Genomic DNA, 20,542 nt, shown 5'->3' with positions numbered 1-20,542 from the left:
TCATGGCCCTGTCACCTGAATGCGGTAAAACGCTGAGGCGGCAGGTGCGGCGCTGTCGGTGAGGGTGACGCCGCCGTCGCTGGCCAGCGGACCCTGGGTGGTCACCGTGTACCAGGAATTGGCCGTCAGCAGCGTGCTGCGTTGCAGGATGTAGGTGCGGCCGGATTTGCCGGAGGTCGTCAGCGTGAAGGTGCCGTCACCCTTTTGCTGGGTGTTCGTTTTGAAAACATCCGCCCGGTCATTCGGATTTGTTCCTGCCGTGTATTCCGCCAGATTGCTCATGCCGTCACCATCAGGATCTGCATCATCCGCTGCATTCCCGCTGCTCGTGGTGACTCCAAAGCTGGCAAGACGCCAGGTTTCCTGCGGCGTGAGCACGGCGTCGTAAGTAAACGTAATCGTGGCAAGCTGGCCTCCGGTGACGGTGACATTCTGCGCAGTGGGAGCCTGATAACCCGCCACTGTCGTGAGCTGCAGCACATAGCTTCCCGCGTTCAGCCCGCTTTTCTGCGCCCCGCTTGCGCGATAGCCCGTCTCCGGACTCAGGCGCCATCCAGCCCCCGCATTGGCTGCGCCGGCTGGCGCAATGACCACCTTTAACGCGCCCGGATTGGAGGTGCTGCCGATGATGCTCACGCTGGTCTGCGTGATGCCGCCCCCGGTGTTGTTTGCACCACCGTTGCCGCTGATGTCCGCACGGTTGAAGAGATCGATCACCGCGCTGTCGATGGACCTCACGATCGTCTGGTTGTTGCCCCCCAGGTAGATGCCGGCCGGATACCAGATGCCATTGCTGTGCAGCACGCACAGCGGCCCGCCGGAGTTGCCACCAAAGCTCCTGATGTCCGTCGTGGCGAAGGTTCTGGCGTAAGGATTGGCAAAGCTCACGTTCGCCGCCGGTGTGGCATGCATGATGCCCTGACTGCCCGTCGCGATGCCATCGACAGGATAGCCGACGAGCATCTTGCTCGCATTGGAAAGCAGAAACTCATTCGCGGTCAGGTCACTGGCCAGATAGCCGCTGAACCCGTCACGTCCCGCCGCTTCATTGAAGTACATCGCCGCCACGTCCAGATTCTGCGACTGCGGGGAGGAGTCTCCCGGGGAGTTGTCTATCTGGCGCTGGGCGGCATAGCCGTCGAAGAGGTAAAAGCCACGGGGCACCAGAGGCTTGGGTTCATAGACTTCAGCGTGGCGCTGAAACGTCCATTGCAGCCCCTGCGCGGCGGAGAGTGTGCCGTCATCCCACACCACATGCGCGGCGGTCGCCACCACACGCGCTTTCACCACAAAGCCGCTGCTCGCCCCCGCATTGCTCGTGATCTGCCCCACATAGGCATACGGCTTCGTGGCGTCCGTGCTCACATCCGCAAAGCTCAGCGGCGCAGGTGCGGCCCCTGAGGTGGAATCAGCCAGGAAGTAGGTGATCGCAGGCGCTGCGACTTGACCATCGCTGATGATGACGCTGGTGTTTGCCGGTGTGGCCCGCCCGGAGACAGGTTTGCATTCCACCAGGTAGCTGCCCGCAGCCAGGCCGCTGTAGGTCGCTCCGCTGTCCCTCCATTGGGCATCACTCTCGCCCAGCAGACGCCATTGGCCGCGGCCCGTCCCCGTGGTGACGGTGTCTGGCATCAGGGTCACGCTCAGCCCCCCGCTGCCACCGGTGGTGGTGTTGTAATAAACTCGCGAGAGAACAGTGGTGGCCCCGCTGGCAATGCTGGCCACCTCTCCCGGTGGCTGGATGTAGGCGGGCACCGGGCGGTACTCGATCTCCCGGTCCGCCGTGGTCAGGCCTGTGGCGGACGAGCCAGCGGCGCGCCAGATTTGTTCACCCACAAACCGCCACCCAGTGAGCGGACCCGCCGGAGAGATCTGCACCGTGAGCTGGCCGGTGGAGGGCGGCGGCGCCGTGGGAAACTGCTGCAGCAGCCCGGAGAGCTGCGCGATCTGGAACGTCGCCGTCAGGCCCACGCTGGTGCCGCCGCTGCTCACCGCCCGCACCCGGTAAAAATAAGTGCTGCCCTGCAGGAGGTTTGCCAGTGTGGCGCTCACGCCCGTACTGGTGTTTCCAGACACGGAGGCTGGCGTGGCGCTCGTGCTGTTGGGGAAGCTCGTGCCGTCCGTGCCATAGTCAAAAAACACCTGGGTGCTGGCATTCTGCGCCTGCACCGTGCCCGCAAGCTGCACGCTCGTCGTGCTCAGCGGCGTGCTCCCGCCCGTGGCGACCGTGGGCGGCGCAAAAGCCGTCGTGAATGAGAGGATGCTGCCGTAGGAGGTGCCCAGGCTGTTCTGCGCAGCGATGCGGTAGTAATACTGCGTGCCAGGCTGCAGGCTGCTGAGATTCAGCGCCGGGTTCACCGCCGACGCGGTGTTTCCGATCCCCACCTGCGCCGACTGGCCGCCCAGTGCAGCCGTGGTGCCGTACTCGCACCACGCATTCGTCAGGCCGCTGTTGGCATTCACCACACCCAGCAGGGTGGCGGCGCTCGTGGTGATGCCCTGCGCAGCCCCGGTCATCACCGTCGGTGGGGCGGTGGCGCCCGCATTCGTCTGAAAGCTGACATCCGCGCCATACGCCATCCCTCCCTGGCTGGAGGCCACCATCCGGGAATGGTACGTGAAGCCGGCGGCCAGCCCGCTGATGGGGGCAAAGAGGTCTGCGGAGGTCACCTCAGCCCCGACATTTTGCACCGCCGTGCTGCTCCCATACGAGGTGCTCAGGCCATACTCAAACCACACCGTCGTGGCCCGGCTTTTGGGAATCACCGTGCCTCCCAGCGTGGCGCTGCTGCTGGTGATCGCGCCAGGGTTCGCGGGGATCACCTGCGGTGGGTCCGCGCTGGTGGTGAAGGTTGTTTGAGGGCTTCTGGAAGCACCGGCTGCATTGGTGGAAACAGCACGGCAGTAGTAAAGCGTGTTCGCCTGCAAGCCGGTCGCGACAGCCGTCACCGCGACAGAGCTGGACCCTGTGAGCGGGCTCGGCGCGGCGGCCACGGCTGTCCAGTTGCTGCCGTCCGTGCTGATCTCAAAGGCGTTGGTTGCAGAGTATCCGTTGGGGTTCACCTGGCCGTTAAGCCGCGCGCTGCTCACGCCGAGCTCCGTGGCGCTCTGCACCGCCACCGTGGGCGCCTGTGCCGTGATGGTGACGGTGAATGTGCCGTCATCGCTGCGGTTCGTGCCCGCCGCACTGGTGGCGCTCAGCCGGTAGTGGTAAACCGTGTTCACTGCCAGCCCCGGCAGCACCACGCTCACACTTTGCAGTGCCGTGCCATTGTTGGGAGAAAGGGCCGCGCTCGCGCTGCTGCCGTAGCTGGTGGTGGTGCCGTACTCAAAGGTGGCCGAAGTCGCCGCACCGTTGGGGTTCACGTAGCCGTTCAGCGTCATGTCCACCGTGGAAAATCCAGTCGGCAGCCCCAGCACCACCGACGGTCCGGTCAGCGGATAGATCTGCGCGATGTAGCCCTGGCTGATTCGCGCGCCCGCATTTCCAGGCGCTCCCGCTATCCCCCCGGTGCTGCCCTCATTGCCATAGACTCCGCCCGTGGAGGTCGCTCCTCCGGCGCTCAAAACCTCGTTCTGGATCTCATAAGGCCCCGCGCTGCGCACCGCCCCCTGCGCCCCGGCGGCGCACAGGAGGAGCGTCACCGCGAAAGCCAGCACCACCCGCCACCGTGGGTGTTCTCTGTTTCTGGCTGTGGCGCAACGATGCATCGGTTTCACAGTTCTATTCTTTCGAGGCGCTCGCCGGCGGCGGCGTGCCTGGCATGGCCGTGCGTGAAAGCACCTGCTCCAGCCTCAGAAGGCGTTCTTCCAGCTCACGCTCACGCTGGTCGCGTGCGGCATCCCGCTGCTGAAGCTCCCGCACTTTTTTCTGCAGGGCGCTCACTTCCTCAGCGCTTGCCTCGGCACGCTTGTGGTCCTTGAGAAATTCATTGAGCAGCATGGCGTTCACCTGCTCATAGCGCACCGACTGGATGCCGCCGCTTTCATCCCGCACGACGAGCGTGGGATCAATCTCCGCCACCTCCTCCGCGATGAGGCCGAACTGCGGCAGTTGAGCCGCGTCGATCTCCGGCTTGTAGCGGAACGACACCGGGCGCATGCGGAGAATGGCCGCGCTGGCCGCTCCCATCGTCTCGATCTGCTCCTTGAAGCGCCGCGAGGAAGTGGCCGTGCCGAGCTGGCCAGATGCATTGACATATACCGCGGCTCCCCCGCTGCTGGTGGCTCCGGAGATGCCTGCAATGTATGTCTGGCTCTGGTCGCCCACATTGCCGATGCGGATCACTCCTGATTCCCCTGCAACACCGTTGCTGCCAATATCGATGTTGTTATTGCCGGTCGTGAGCAGGTGCCCGGCATTGAAGCCAATCGCGATATTGCCGGCGCCTGTGGTGTTGCCCAGCAGCGATTGTTGACCCACGGCGGTGTTGTTGTTTCCGGTCGTGTTGTTTCCGAGTGATTGCACACCATTCGCTGTGTTTTGTGAGCCTGTTGTGTTCAACTGCAAAGCGCTGTTGCCTGTCGCCGTGTTATTGCTTCCCGTGGTGTTGTCGTTCAAGGCATAGAACCCCAGGCCCGTGTTCCACGACGCGGTGTTCACATACAGAGCCTCGTACCCCACGGCCACATTTTGATTGCCGCTCGCATTGGTGTAGAGCGCCAGGGATCCCACGGCCACATTTTGATTGCCGCCGACATTGCCGTTGAGAGCGCCGTATCCCACCGCCGCATTATGGTATCCAGTGGTGTTTGAAAAAAGACTGGTGCCACCAATCGCTGTATTGGAGTAGCCCGTGGTGTTCTCGTGGAGCGCCCTGAATCCCACCCCCGTGTTCAGATCGCCGTTGCTGGAGAGGAGAGCCTGCGTGCCTACAGCGGTGTTTGAGCCGCCGGTCGTGTTGGAATAAAGAGCATTGCTGCCCACGGCAATGTTGGAGGCCCCGGTGGTGTTGGAATAAAGAGCCAGCGTGCCGAACGCCGTGTTGGGTGTGCCCGAGGTGTTGCTGAAGAGCGCCTGGTAGCCGAAGGCGGAGTTGTTGGCGGCTGCATTGTTATACAGGGTGTTCGCCCCCATGGCGGTGTTGTTGTCGCCATTGCCGTTGCGGAGACTGTTGGTCCCTACGGCGGAGTTGTTGGCTCCAGTGCTGTTTGACAGGAGCGAGCCGCCCCCAAAGGCGGAGTTGCCGCCGCCGCTGGTGTTCGCACCCAGGGATGAATTTCCCACCGCCACATTGGAAGCGCCTGTGGTGTTTAAGACGAGCGCCGATTGTCCAACGGCGATGTTGGAATCGCCCGTGGTGTTCACCTGCAAAGCGGCAGAACCGATGGCCGTGTTGTAGCTTCCGGTCGTGTTGGAGTTGAGCGACAGCCATCCCAGGCTTGTATTTTGCGTGCCCGTCGTGATTGAGCGTGCGGAGGAAATGCCAATAGCGGTGTTGCTGCTGCCGGTGGTGAGCTTATTGAGCGCAGATGTCCCCAGCGCCACATTGTTCGTGCCGGTCATGGTAAAGTTCCCGGCGTTTTTGCCGACGAAAAAATTGCTCGTTCCGTAGGACTGCAAAATTGGCGCTCCTCCTTGCGAGATCACTCCGTTGCTGGAGTCTGACGTTGCCGGCAGTGAGATCCCGGAACCGATGGTTGTCGTGCCACCCAGCGTCAGGTTTGAAGCCAGTTGGGCCGAGCCGATGCCTGCTGCCACCACATTGCCGGCCACCATCGCATAACCCACAGAGGCAATCCGCTGGTCGGGCGCCAGCTGCTGCCAGCCGTTAGCGCCGTCATTGAACCACACTCGCAGACGAACGTCTGAATTGCTGAAGACGGATGCCGGAACCGAGATCATGTTTGTCAGCGTCGTGTCTCCGAGCAGCAGGGAGTACACTCCGTTGCTTACGCTTAGGGAGACCGCCGCTGTGGGCTGTGCGCCGGCGCTGCTGGTGCCGTCGTTGCTCCAGTAGGTGGCGCTGCCTGTCGCATTCACCAATGCAAATTTAAACTGGCCGGCGCCAGTATAGCCGGTGCCGTTCACTGTGACACGACCCTGATAGGTGAGCATGCCGGGAGCCTGCGCCAGAAGGCTGGTGGAGGCGAAGCAGGCGAGGAGGAAAAGAAAGCGCAATTTCATGCTGATCAAGGGCTGGGGACGCTCACGATTTATAAGCATTATGCCGCTTTAGTCACGGCGAGATTGAGAAGTAATCGTAATGGTTTAAATCTTGGCTAACCCCGACCAGATCATGCCAATACAGTGCCGAAAAGCCTCTCGGAGGCTTTGTAAAAACAGCCTCGCTGCTCTGGGAGTGGGCAAAAAGGCGAGGCTGGCGCTGGTGGAGGCCCATGAGTTATTTGCATTCGGGTGAACACGCACAATGAAGTGCCAGAAGGTGCGCAGCGCCATGGGTAATCCTACCCATGAAAAGGCAGAGAGCCGCACTCCGCACATCGCCCGGCATTTATCCACAGCTTCACAGTCTATCCCTGCGCCATAAACTCTCACGTACCATGGATGAAAAGCCCTGCCGTGTTTCGAATGCTTTCGATTCATGGACTGTCGGCACTCCGTTCAGCGAATCTTCCACATACACGGAACGACTCGAATGAGGCGTTCCACCTTAATGGTTCCATCGCTTTTTATGCGTGGGTTAAGGAGCCGAAACTCGAATGCGATAAAACGCTCTGCCTGCCGGACTGGAGGGATCTGTGAGCGTCACGGTGCCGTCGGCACCAAGCGGCCCCTGCGTTGCGACTATGCTCCAGGAGGCGGAGTCGAGTGTCAGATTGCGCTCGAGTAGGTAGGTGCGCGCGCTTTTGCCGTCGGTGGTCAGTGAGAAGGTGCTGCCGCTCCTCACCGCCGTCTTCACCTTGAAAACATCGCCCCCGCTGTTCGGATTGGTGCCCGCCGTGTATTCGGCAAAATTGGTCATCCCGTCGCCATCGGGGTCGGCATTGTCAGCGGCGCTGCCGGTGTTGGTGCTGATGCCGAAGTTTGCCTGGCGCCAGGATTCCTGTGCGGAAAGCACCGCGACGTAGGTGAAGGTAGCCGTCGTCTGCTGGCCACCCGTGATGGTGACGGTCGGCTGCGTGGGCGCCTGGTAGCCAGTAGGAGTGGTGAGGTCGAGTTGATACACACCCGCGGCGAGGTTGCCCTGGATGCTGCCGCTGGACTTGTACGATGAGGTGGCGCCGAGCAGACGCCAGCCTCCCGCAGTGGGGGTGGCTGTGCGTGCACCGGCAGGCTCGATGATCACCTGAATGGCGCCGGGATTTGAGGATGCGATGCCTGTGACACTTGTGTGCGTGATGCCGCCGCCGGTGTTGTTTGCGCCGCCTCCGCCGCTGACCTCGGCGCGGTTAAAAAGGTCAATCACACTGCTGTCTATGGCCCTGACCACGGTTTGATTTGTGCCGCCCAGGTACACCGCCGCCGCGTAGTAGTTGCCGTTGCTGTGCTGCACGCAGAGCGGCCCGCCGCTGTTGCCGCCGCTGCTGCGGATGCCCGTGGTGGCAAAGGTGCGTCCATACGGATTGGTGAAGGTCACATTCGCTATCGGCGTGGCATGCATGCGTCCCTGATCCGCAAGTGCGATGCCGTCAATCGGGTAGCCCACCAGCGTCTTGTTTGCGTTGGAGAGAATGAATTCGTTGTTAGTCAGGTCGCTGGCGAGAAATCCGCCAAAACCTCCACGCCCGGCATCCTCATTGAAGTAGATCGCGGCGACATCCAGATTTTGCGACTGCGGAGAGGAAGATCCAGGCGAGTTGTCCGCCGTACGCTGCGCCGCGTATCCATCAAAAAGGTAGAATCCGCGTGGTACGATGGGCTTCGGCTCATAGGTGCCAGCATCACGCTGGAAGAGCCATTGCAGGCCCTGCGCCGCAGAGAGAGTCCCGTCATCAAACACCACGTGTGCCGCTGTGGCCACGACTCGCGCTTTCACCACAAAGCCTGAGCTCAGTCCCGCATTGCTGCGAATCTGGCCTGCGTAGGCGTATGGCTTGGTGCTGTCCCCGGACACCGTGCTGAACGCCAGCGCCGAGGGCGGCGTGCCCGTCTGCGAATCGGCCAGGTAATAGGTGATGGTCGGCGAAGAGGTGGCTCCCGCGCTCACCTGCACCGTGGCTATCGCCGGCGTGGTGCGTCCGCTGACCGCTTTGCACTCGATCAGGTATGTTCCTGCGGCCAAGGAGGAAATCGTCACGCCGCTGTCGCGCCACTGCATGTCATCTTCGCCGAGCAGACGCCACTGCGCCCGTCCGGTGCCGCTGGTGATCGTGTCAGGCTTCAGGTTCACCGTGAGTCCGCCGCTACCCGAAACCGGGGTCACAAAGTACTCGCGATCCACCTGCACGGCCGGTTGTCCCGCGGTGACCGTCACCGTCTCCTGCGGAGGCTGCACATACCCGGGCACGGCGCGATATTCGATATCGCGATCACCCGTGGTCATGCCCCCCGCCGTCGCTCCCGAGGCTCGCCAGTTCTGCTCGCCGATGAAGCGCCAGCCCATCGTACTGCCGCCGTTGTGCAGCGTCACGGTCACTGCGCCGGTGGATGCGGAGGGTGCGGAGGGGAATTGCAGCGTCAGGCCGGAGATGATCTGCGGCTGGAAAGTGAGGACGTTACCGGTCGACACACCACCGGCGCTGGCGGCCTTCACGCGGAAGGAATAGGTGGTGAACTGCTGCAAATTGCTCAAATCCGCGCTCACCACCGTGACGGTGTCTCCCGTCACGGGCGAGGGCGTGCCTGCGAGCGAGTTGGGGAAGTTCACCCCATCCGTGCCCCATTCAAACGTGACGGCGGCGCTGCCGTTCTGCGCACGCACATCGCCGTTCAGCCGCGCACTGGTGGTGCTCAGCGCTGTGGCGGCCTGCGTGTTCACGATCGGCGGCAGCGGCAGCGTGGTGAAGGTGGACTCGCCGCTGCGGGTGACGCCGGAGGCGTTCTCGGCCACGAGGCGGTACCGATACTGCGTGCCCGGTGTAAGCTGCACACCCGGCAGCGAGACATTCACCGCCGAGGTGCCCGCCGAAAGGCCTCCCGTGTCCGTGATTCTTTCGAAGTTGGAGGATGTCGAGAGACCAAACTCAAAATAATACACGGTGGTGGCGCCGTTCGGATTCACAAAGCCGTTCAGCAGCACGCTGTTCGTGGTGGCACTGCTGGCGCTGAGGCCGCCGAGCGTGGGCGCGGAGATGGCGGTCGTGGTGAAAGTCACGTCGCTGCCATAAGCGGCGCCGCCTGCGTTCTGCGCCACGAGGCGGCAATGATAAGTCGTGTTGAGCGCGAGCCCGCTGATGGGCGCGATGACGTTCACGTTCGAGCTGCCTGAGGCGATGTTTTGCGGCGCGGTGCTGTTGCCGTAGAGTGTGTCCGTGCCGAACTCAAAGTAGATCGTGGTGGCGCGTGTGTTTGGGTTGACGGTGCCCGTCAGCGTAGCGCTGTTGTTGGTCAGGCTGTTGGCAGCGGTGGTGAAGGCCAGGGGAGGATCAGGCAGGGTGGTGAAGGTGAGGTCGCTCCCCACCGCAGTGCCGCCGCTGTTCGTCGCTACGATGCGGAAATGGTACGTGGTGTTTGCCTGCAAGCCCGTGAGCGCCTGCGTCAGCGCCACGGAGGTGCTGCCGCTCCCGGGAGTCTGCACGCTGGTCTGCGTGCCGTAGCTGGTGGTGGCGCCATATTCAAAATAGGCCGTCGTGGCGAGGCTGTTTGGACTGACCAGTCCGTTCAGGGTACCAATGGTCTTGTCCACAGAGGTGGCGGCATTCGTCGTCACCACCGGCGGGCCGCCGGGCTGCGTCAGTGGCAGGGCCACCAGCGCCAGGTTGTGCCGTGCCGTGGCGCTGGATGTGACGCGGATGATCCTCTCTCCAGCGCCCAATGCGCTTAAAGTCACATTCACCGGCGTTTCGCTGAAAGTGGTGCTGCCATTGCCCAGCTGGCCGTAGATGCTGTTTCCCCAGGAGGAAAGGGTGCCGTCAGAAAGCACCGCCACCGTGTGGTACTGGCCCAGCGCGAACGAGGTGATCGTCTTCCCGGCCAGCACACCCGTGAGAACCGGGCTGCCGGGGGTCAAGTACGTATCCGCAGTGACCTGGCTCACGCCGAGCTGCCCTGGCCCGTTCGTGTTGTCTCCCCAGACGCCGAGCGTGCCATCCGCGCAAACTGCGGCACTGTGAGATTCAGAGGCACCGATGAAGACCGGCGTCCTGCCCGCGAAGAGACCGCTGCTGCTGGTCAGCACCGCGACGGCGCTTGGATCAACCGTGCCATCGCCAAAAGTGCCATAGCCATTGTCCCCCCATGCGGCGATGCGCCCGTCCGTGCACAGAGCCAGCACATAATAACTGCCAGCCGTCAGAGCAGAAACGGTGCGCCCCGCCAAGACGCCCGAGGTGACCACCGACACCGGGACGTTGCTCCCATTGCTGGTGCCGTCCCCCAGCTGGCCGTTGTCATTGCCACCCCATGCGGCCAGTGTGCCATCGCTGCAGCGCGCCACTACGAAGTCGAGTCCGGCACTGATCAAGGTGACCGTCCTGCCATTGAGCACGCCCGCCGTGCTCACCGCCACCGGCGAAAGGCGTGTGGCGAAGCTTCCGTCTCCCAGCTGACCGCTGCCGTTCATTCCCCAGGCAGCCACCGTTCCATCACTGCATAGCGCCAGGCTAAACTCATAACCCGCCGCGATCGCGACGATGGTTTTGCCGCTGAGGATGCCGCTGGTGTTCACCAGCACCGGGGTCGTGCTCGGAGTCGTGTTGCCCGTGCCAAGCTGCCCCGCATTGTTCGCCCCCCAGGCCGCGAGGGTGTTGTCCGCGCAGAGAGCCAGCGTGTGACGCTCGGCGCAGGCCAGGGCGACCACCGTCTTGCCGTTGAGCACGCCGCTCATGCTCACTGCCACGGGTGTGTTCGCCTGGCTGGTGCTGTTGTTTCCGAGTGTGCCTGTGCTGTTGGCTCCCCACGCCAGCAGCCGCGTGCCGGCCCATTGCAGCACAAGGTCGTTGCCATCTCCGCCATAGTAGTTCGCCACAAAGTTGTAGGTCACGTTGCTGTAGGTCAGGGAAACCGCCTGCCCCTGCGCCACATTGCCAAACACGCCATTGATGAAGCCTGTGCCGGTGTTGTTCACCACCATCAGCCCCGCCCCCACGGAAGGAGCGCAGTTCAGAAGCAGCGTGAGCGTCTTTCCTGTGGCAGTGAAGGCAGAGCCGGTGGCCACCACATCTGTCTGGGCGTTGTAGGTGAAGGTGAGCGAATTCGATCCGCTGCCAGAAAGCGGGATGTCGAAAGGATTGAGGCTGCCGCTGAGGTTGTTGGAAATGTTCAACGTCACGGGTTTGTTTCCCGTACTTGTCGGTGTGAAGCTGACGGTACAGGTGGTGGCATCTCCCGGCTGAAGAGACGCTGCCGGAGACGCCGGCACCGAATAGTGCGCTTTGTTGGCTGCGGTGCCCGTGAAGGCAGCAGAGAGAGAGTTCAGCACCTGGGTGCCGGTGTTGCGAATCGTGAACGTCTTGGTCTTTGTGGTGCCCACGAGCGTGCTGCCGTAGCTCTGCGTGCCGCTTCCGTCCACCAGCACGGCGCCTGCCAGCTCCACCTGGATCATCGGTGCGTTGGTTGCCACGCCGATAAGGACCAGTTCATGACTGGCGGCGGCGCCAGCGGCGGCGTTGACATAGAAATCCACGCCTCCGAGAATCGTGCTGTCCACTGTCACAGGCACCAGGCTGTCGTTCGTCGTGTTGTTGCCAAGCTGCCCGAAGGTGCCTGCGCCCCACGCCGCCATGCTGCCATCGCGGCAGACCACGCTGCTGCTGCGGTAGCCAGCCTGGATGCGGCTGACAGTTTTTCCGCTCAAGGCACCCGTCATCACCACCGCCTGCGGTGTGCCAAAGGAGCCCGACGCGCTGTTCACACCGAGCTGGCCGCGATCATTGAGCCCCCAGGCGGCCAAAAAGCCGTCGGAGCACAACACGAGTCCGGAGTTGCCGCCAGCGGCGATCTTCGCGACCCGCCTGCCATTGAGCACTCCGCTCGCATCCACCAGCACCGGCACATTGCTGGCCGTCGTGCTGCTGTTGCCCAGCTGCTTGCTCGCGTTGGCGCCCCATGCGGCCACGGCCCCATCAGCCAGCAGGGCCAGTGTATGATTCTGGCCGCAGGCCACCGCCACCACGCTGCGCCCCAGCAGCGCACCGCTCGTCGTCACCGCCGCGGGCTGCAGGCTGCGCGTGTTGCCGCCGTTGCCCAGTTCACCATTGGTATTGTCACCCCAGCAGAAAACGGTGCCGTCACTGCACAGGGCCACGCTGTGGCTGGCACTGGCGCTGATGGCCACCACCCGCCTGCCACTGAGCGCTCCCACCATGTTCACCAGCACCGGCGTTGGGCGGTCCAGGACTCCGTTGTCGCCTATCTGGCCGAAGCTGCCGTCTCCCCACGCGGCCAGTGTGCCGTCACTGCACAGCGCCAGGCTGTGCTGCGCCCCCGCCGCTACAGCGATGATTTTTTTCCCGAGCAATGCGCCGCTCATCACCACCGCCACCGGAGTTGTGCTGCTGGAAGTGGTTCCATCGCCGAGCTGTCCATTTGCATTGCTGCCCCAGGCCGCCACCGTGCCGTCCGCACACACAGCCAGAGAGTGCGCCTGCCCGGCGCTCACAGCGAGGATCGTCTTCTGGTAGACCGGCGTCGTCGCCACCACCTGCGCAGGCACATTCGCCTGCGTGGAGCCGCCCGCGATCCCGAGCTGCCCGCTGTCATTGCTGCCCAGCGCAGCCAGCTTCGTGTTCGCCCACTCCAGCGTCAGGTCATTGCCATCACCGCCAAAATAGTTCGCCACAAAGCCGTAGCTCGTGCTGCTGTAGCTCAGTGCCACAGCCTGCCCATGCGTCAGATTTGAAAACTCGCCCGCAATCGGTTGCGGTCCCGTGTTGTCAAAAATCTTGAGACTGTCCCCCGGAGAAGGCGCGCAGTTGAGCGCCAGATTGATCGTCTGCCCGGCAGCATTCAGTCCGTTGAAGGAAAGCGGCACGTCCGTGGCGGCGGAGAATGTGGCGCCGTGTGAGGTTTCCACCATGAACCGGGCTACGGCGATGTCATCGAATCCGCCATTGATGGCAGCGCCTGCGGCCACGATTTTTCCATCTGTCTGCAGGGTTAAGCCCAAAATTTGAGCTCCTGAGTCTCCGATGTTGGTCACTGCCATGCCACTGCCATGAAAGCTTGTGTCCAGAGTACCATTGGTATTGTAACGGACCACGGCAAACGTGGAACTACCCTGGCTGGAGGAAGGGCCGCCTACCACAATCTTGCCATCGCTCTGAATCGCGACGCCATAGGCCGTGTCATCGCCGCTGCCGACTGTGGTCGTCACTTTGCCCGTACCATTGAAGCTGGTGTCCAGGCTGCCGTTGGCGTTGTAACGGACCACGGCAAAGTCATAGTCGGCTCCGTTGAATGAGCGTCCGACAACGACGATCTTGCCATCGCTCTGCAAAGCCATGCTGTATCCGGTGTCGTCCCCGCTGCCGATCGGCGTGGTCACTGTGCCCGTGCCGTTAAAGCTCGTGTCCAGGCTGCCGTTGGCATTGTAGCGCAGCGCCGCGAAATCGTGGCTGCCGTTGGTAACGCCGGTGAGGACGATCTTGCCGTCACTCTGCAATGCCATGCCAGTGGCCTGGCCGAATGGCGTGAGCACCCTGCCCGTGCCGTTGAAGCTCGTGTCCAGCGTGCCATCGGTGTTGAGGCGTGCCGCCGCGCAATAATTGTTTCCGTTGGTGTGAGTGTAGTTTCCGCCGAGGAGGATCTTGCCGTCACTCTGGAGCACGACCTTTTGGCCGTAGTCGCTGCCGGCGCTGAAATAGTCTGAGCTGGAGCCAATGGGCAGGATGATTTTGCCACTGCTGTTAAAGCTCGTGTCCAGGGTCCCGTTCGGATTGTAGCGCACCAGCGCAAAGGCATAACTGCCGCCGTTCTTCGCGTAGCCGGCCACCAGGATCTTCCCATCGCTTTGAATAGCCGGACTGATGCCAAAATCATCCCCGCTGCCGACCGCCGTCACGACTTTGCCAGTGCCGTTGAAGGTCGTGTCCAGGCTGCCGTCAGCGTTGCAGCGCACCACCGCAAAATCCCAGTTGCTCCCCGTCAGCGTGTAACCCGCCAGGACAATCTTGCCATCACCCTGCACGGCCACCCCGTTCGCCACATCATTGCTGATTCCGACTGAAGCCAGCAGCTTTCCACTGCTGTTGAATGTGTAGTCCAGCCCGCCCGGCCCCGGCAGCAGCAGCGTCAGGTCATTCCCCGTGCCACCGCTGTAATTGGCGACAAAATTATACGTCACACTGTTGTACGTTAGCGGCACCGTCGCGCCGTTGGCCACGCCTATAAACGTGCCTGTAATCGGGGACGTGCCCGTATTGTTGAAGACCAAAAGCTCCGTGCCGACAGCGGGTGCAAAGCCAAGCGTCACGTTCAGCGTGCGGCCCGTCGCGGTAAGACCGCTGAAGGTGTGTGGAGTGTCCGTCGCGGTGGCAAACGTGGCGGTGATTACTGACTCCGAGGTGTAGCGCACTATCGCGAAGTCGTTGTTCGTTCCATTGTAGGTCGTGCCCGCCAGCACCACTCCGCCGTCAGCCTGGACGGCGATCGCATTAGCCTGGTCGGCGCCGCTGCCAATCGGCAGGATTGCTTTGCCGGTGCCATTGAAGCTGGTGTCCAGTGTTCCATTGGCATTGTAGCGGGCGATTGCAAAGTCGTCATTGCTGCCATTGCTAGCGTAGCCACCCAGCAGGATCTTGCCGTCGCTTTGAACTGCCATGCCCATGGCCACGTCATCGCCGGCGCCTATTTGAGTGGTCACTTTCCCCGTGCCGTTGAAGCTGGTGTCCAGGCTTCCGTCGCTGTTGTAGCGCACCATCGCAAAATCCATGTCGCTGACGCTGTTGTAGTGGCCTGCAACGAGGATTTTTCCGCTGCTCAGTATCGTGACTGCCGCGGGTTCATCGGTGTAAGTTCCGATGGCGGTGATCACGGTTCCCGAACTGCCAAAGCTGGTGTCCAGACCTCCGGCTGCGGTGAAGCGCGCCACACCAAACTCACCGCCTCCCGCGCCATAATAATTCGCAATACCCGCCACGACGATTGCGCCATCGCTTTGCACCGCCACGCCAAAACCAATGTCGTACCCACCGCCAAAATCCACCTTGGTCTTGCCCCCCGTGCCAAAGCCCGTGTCCAGGCTGCCGTCACTGTTGTAGCGTATCAAACTGAAGTCATTGTTGCTGCCACTGATGTTCGTATGGCCGGCCAGCAGGACTTTCCCATCACTCTGGCAGGTGACCGCATACGCGCCGTCATTTTGATTGCTGACCGAGAGGACCGCCTTCCCGCTGCCATTAAAGCTCGTATCAAGGCTGCCATTGGTGTTCAGGCGGACGACCACGGAGTCAGTGTAGGATCCGTTGGAAGTTTCGCCGCAGACCAAGATCTTGCCATCTGGCTGGAGAGCCACGCGCCTCCCCGAATCATCGCCGCTGCCGATGGCCACAGTGACCTTGCCCCCGGTTCCAAAGCTGCTGTCCAGCGCGCCGCCGGTGGTGTAGCGCACCACGGCGATGTCATCATTGCTGCCATTGTTGCTGGTTCCCACCACAACAGTTTTCCCGTCGCTCTGGATCACGGCGGCATTGGCCCAGTCATTGCCACCGCCAATCGCCGTCGTGCGGATGCCGGCTGCATTGAAGGTATTGTCCAGCGCGCCCGCCAGCGCGGTGAGCGTGAGATCATTGCCATCGCCACCCGTATAGCTGGCCAGAAAACTGTAGGTGATGCCGCCAAACACCATCGGCACGACCTGGCCGTTGGCAAGATTCGTAAATTCCGCCGAGATCGCTCCTGACCCCGTGTTGTTCACCAGCGTGAGCACCTGCCCGGGCACTGCCGCAAAACCCAGCGAAAGGCTCACCGTCTGCCCCGCTCCGGAGAAGCCATTGGAGGTCAGAGGCACGGAACTGGCGGAAGCAAAAGTGGCCGCGTGGTCCACGTCTCCCAAAAAGCGGACAAGCGTAAAGCCGCCTGCTCCGTAGTAGTCTGGCTGGCCGGCCACCAAGAGCTTGCCATCAGGCTGAACCAGCAACTTGCGGCCCGCGTCCGCGCCAGTGCTGATAGCCACATCAGTCCTGCCGGTTCCATGAAAGCTGGTGTCCAGAAGGCCAGTGTTGGAAAGGCGCCAGAGGCTAAAATTCACCACGCTGGTGGAGCTCCCGGGGTAGTAATATCCGCCCATGACAATCTTACCATCGCCCTGTGTGGCAACACTGCGACCTACCAAGGCGCGCGAAGGGTTTGAAGGCGTCAGAGTCACTTTCCCCACGCTGCCAAAAGTCGCATCCAGACTGCCGTCCAAGTTGTACCGGGCCAAAATGGCCGCGCCCACGCCAGCGGTGCCGTTTTGACCAGCAGCCAGAATTTTGCCGTCCGTCTGAATCGAAACAGAGTAACAATAGTCATCGCTGCCAAAGTCAGTAACCAGCTTCCCAGTTCCGTTAAATCCGGTGTCAAGAGACCCGTCTGCATTGTAGCGCGCCAGGGCAAAGTTGGTGCCCGGATAGTCACCGGCATGGCCGCCGAGAACCAGCTTTCCATCAGCCTGCAGCGCCATGCCCCAAACGATGTCAGCGTGGGAAAAGTCCAGAGTCACTTTGCCAGTGCCACCAAAGCCGGTGTCCAGGTCACCATTGGATTTGTAACGCACGACGGAGAAATCGTAATAGGTGCCGTTCTTCGCCGCGCCGGCCACGACAATTTTGCCATCCGGCTGGATGACGACCGCATTGGCGTAGTCATCATCTGCTGAGACCGCGGTGATCACTTTTCCAGTACCGTTGAAAGTGGTGTCCAGTGTTCCATTGGCAAGGTAGCGAACCACGATGGTGTCTCCCCCGCTTCCGCTGCCAGTCTTTCCAGCCACCACGATTTTTCCGTCGCTCTGCAGCGCCACGGCATTGCCGTAGTCCTCGTTGCCCGTGTCCAGCGTGGTCTTGCCGGTGCTGTTGAAGGTCGTGTCCAGCGTCCCGTCAGCGTTGCAGCGGACCAGTCCGATGTCGTTGTTCACACCATTGAACACAAAGCCTGCGCCCACGATCTTGCCATCTGGCTGCAGCACATAGTCAGTGCCGTAGCTGTAACCGGCAAATGCCACCGTGCTTTTGCCTCGCGTGCCAAACGAATAATCAAGCACTCCCGCTCCTTGCAGCATCAGCACCAGATCATTGCCATCTCCGCCCAGGTAGTCGGCGGTGAAATTGTAAGTCACACCACCGTAAGCCAGCGCCACGGTCTGTCCCTGTGCGATGTTGCTGAACGTTCCGCTGATCGGATTGCTGCTGGTGTTGTTCACCACCGTTAGAACAGTGCCAGACGCGGGCACGTACCCGAGGGACAAACTCACACTGCTGCCCGTGGCGGTGAGTCCGTTTGTGGTCAAAGGAACGAACGCTCCGCTGGAAAAAGAGGCCGGCAAAGAGCTCGGGGCCGCTCGTGTCACAATGACCGTGTAGGTTTTGGTCGTGGTTCCATCCTGCGCGGTCACGGCGACAGTGATGGTATTGTCCCCATAGCCGAGGCTGATCGCCCCGCTGGCACTGCCAGAGACCACCGTGCTCCCATTTACCTTCACAGTCGCAGTGCCGTCTGCCAGCGTGGGAGTGACGGTCAATGTGTTTGTCCCTGGAGCGACAGCGGCCGTGTAGCTCGTCGTGCCGCTGGCAAAGACCGGGCTAAGAGTCCCGGCGCTGGGCGTCAGGGAGGCCAGGTTGGCATCAGAACTCAGCGTGGTGAAGGTCTGGTCCGTACTACTGCTCGTGCCTCCACCGTTGGTGGCGCTGAGGCGGTAATGGTAGGTGGTGCCAGGCGTCAGAGCCGTGAGTGAGGCAGAGACGCCTTGGACAAGGCTTCCGTTGTTGGGAGAAAGCGTTACGCTGGCATTCGTGCCGTAGCTAGCAGTGGGGCCATACTCGAATTGCGCAGTGGTGACATTGCCGTTTGGGTTCACCGTGCCATTGAGTGTGGCGGTCAAGGCCGTGATCCCGGTGGCAGAAGTGGGAACTACCGAGGGAGGCACCACATACGTGAAGAGCGTGTTAACCGCATTCGTGCCTCCGGGGGTGGTGACGAGTACGCTCACGGCACCCGAGGAATGTGCAGGTGTGGTGCATGTGAGCGTTGTGGCATTGGAAACCACGACGTTCGTCGCCGCTGTGCCGTCGATGGTCACGCCAGTTGCCCCGGTGAGATCCGTGCCAGTGATCGTCACGATCGTGCCGCCTGCGGTGCTGCCGCTGGGTGGGCTGATACTGGCGACGGTGGGCGCAGGGGGCGGGCCCAAGCCCGTGAAGGTGTATGCCGCCCCGGAATCGTTGAAGCTATTGTCGGTCTGAGTTCCGTCCACACCTGTGGCGTTGCTATCCTCCATGTAAGCTCCGATGACCGCCGTATCGCCCGACACGGCCACCGACTGGCCGAAGTTGTCACTCGCCCCGGTGTTGCTAGCTTTCAGGTAGGCCTGCTGTGTCCAGGTACTGCCGCTGCGGGTGAATACGTAGGCGGCACCAGCATTGCCGGCGCTGTTATCCACTTGATTGCCGCCCGCCCCAGTGGCGTTGCCGTCCTCCCCGTAGGCACCGATGACCGCCGTGTCGCCCGACACGGCCACGGACCCGCCGAAGTAGTCATCCGCCTCAGTGTTGCTGGCTTTCAGGTAAGCCTGCTGTGTCCAGGTGCTGCCGCTGCGGGTGAACACGTAGGCTGCACCAGAACTGCTGGCACTGTTGTCTGCCTGATTGCCGCCCACCCCGGTGGCGTTGCTGGCCTCCCCATAGGCACCGATGATCGCCGTGTTGCCCGACACGGCCACGGACTGGCCGAAGAGATCATTCGACCCAGTGTTACTGGCTTTCAGATAGGCCTGCTGCGCCCAGATGCTGCCGCTACGGGTAAACACGTAGGCTGCACCAGCATTGCTGGCACTGTTGTCCGCCTGATTGCCGCCCACCCCGGTGGCGTTGCTGGCCTCCTGATTTGCTCCGATGACTGCCGTGTCACCCGACACGGCCACAGACTGGCCGAATTGGTCACCCGTCCCGGTGTTGCTGGCCTTCAGGTAGGCCTGCTGCGTCCAGATACTGCCGCTGCGGGCGAAAACGTAGGCTGCACCGGCGTAGCCGGCGCTGTTGTCCGCCCCATTGCCGCCCACCCCGGTGGCGTTGCTGCGCTCAGAGGGGGCACCGATGATCGCCGTGTCGCCAGACAAGGCCACGGACTGGCCGAATTGGTCATCCGTCCCGGGGTTGCTGGCTTTCAGGTAGGCCTGCTGCGTCCAGATACTGCCGCTGCGGGTGAACACGTAGGCGGCACCGGAGTTGACGGCGCTGTTATCCGTCTGATTGCCGCCCACCCCGGTGGCGTTGCTGTCCTCCCCGAGAGCCCCGATGACCGCCGTGTCGCCCGACACGGCCACGGACCAGCCGAATAGGTCATTCGCCTCGGTGTTGCTGGCTTTCAGGTAGGCCTGCTGCGTCCAGGTCGTCCCGCTGCGGGTGAACACGTAAGCGGCGCCGGCATTGGCGGCGCTGTTGTTTGCCTGGTTGTTATCCACCCCGATGGCGTTGCTGCGCTCCAAGGGGGCCCCGATGACCGCCGTTTCGCCCGACACCGCCACGGAGTAGCCGAAGTTATCAAATGAGTCGGTGTTGCTAGCTTTCATGTAGGCCTGCTGGGCGACGGGATCTATGGTGATAGGGTACTGCGCTCCGGTATCATCATAGCGGACATCAAAACCTTCCTCGGTGGCTTCGAAGTGAGTGGGGATGACCTTGCCTCTGGAGTCCCAGGCTTTGAGGCCGGAGTAAGTGATCTGGCTGCCAAAGCTGATGCTCTGTGGGGAGACGGATGGTTTGAGGTTGCCGCGGACGCGGAGCCGGATTTCAGCAGGGGAGGCGAGTGTCCAGCCCTGCTCCAGGCCATGCAGGTCATTGATGAACCACTCGGTGATGGCTGGGGTGAGGCGGCGCTGGAGAGTGTTGCTGGCAGGCGTGACAGGCACTTGATCGCTCGTGCAGGCAGGAGTGTTGGCATCACGTTGCAATTCCAAACCCCACTCCCAGCTACCATCATTAGGCTTCGCGACAAAGCCGCGCTCATCAAACTTCATCTTCCATCCCAGCCCAGGGTTCCGTGCCTCATGGCTGCCGTCCTCCTGTTTGTAAAACTGATGCCGCCCCGCTTCATACGCCGCACGGATGCTCTGCCAGTCAGATTTGGCAATCCCCTTCGGCACCGTATCGAGTGAAGTGAGTTGCAGAGGTCTGGATCCAGGCGCACTCGGCTTAGGCGCCTGAGACTGAAGTGGCAAGTTAAAAATGGCCATCACAACCAGCGAAGCAGCTGTGGTGATGCACCTGCTCCATCCAGCGCGGAGCTGTAGCTCTTTAGATTGAGGCCGCATTGAATACAAGAAGTGAAAAACGGCTTCTCCTGGCA

3 protein-coding genes are annotated in these 20,542 nt (G+C 62.1%); all 3 read right to left on the bottom strand.

Annotated elements, in window-relative coordinates:
- Window positions 1-3,645, bottom strand: coding sequence for a hypothetical protein (locus ACILSO_RS11185; protein WP_395737485.1), 3,645 nt, complete (start codon window positions 3,643-3,645; stop codon window positions 1-3).
- A 79-nt stretch (window positions 3,646-3,724) separates the two neighbouring features.
- Entirely contained in the window at window positions 3,725-6,127 is a 2,403-nt protein-coding gene (locus ACILSO_RS11180; RefSeq protein WP_395737484.1) for a tail fiber domain-containing protein, read from the bottom strand.
- Between the two features lie 517 nt (window positions 6,128-6,644).
- On the bottom strand, window positions 6,645-20,339 hold the full coding sequence (locus ACILSO_RS11175; RefSeq protein WP_395737483.1) for a cadherin-like beta sandwich domain-containing protein: 13,695 nt from the start codon (window positions 20,337-20,339) through the stop codon (window positions 6,645-6,647).
- Between the last annotated feature and the right edge of the window lie 203 nt (window positions 20,340-20,542).

This window comes from Prosthecobacter sp. (genome assembly GCF_044226605.1).
Classification (GTDB): Bacteria; Verrucomicrobiota; Verrucomicrobiia; order Verrucomicrobiales; family Verrucomicrobiaceae; genus Prosthecobacter.
This window is presented reverse-complemented; position numbering and strand designations above follow the sequence as displayed.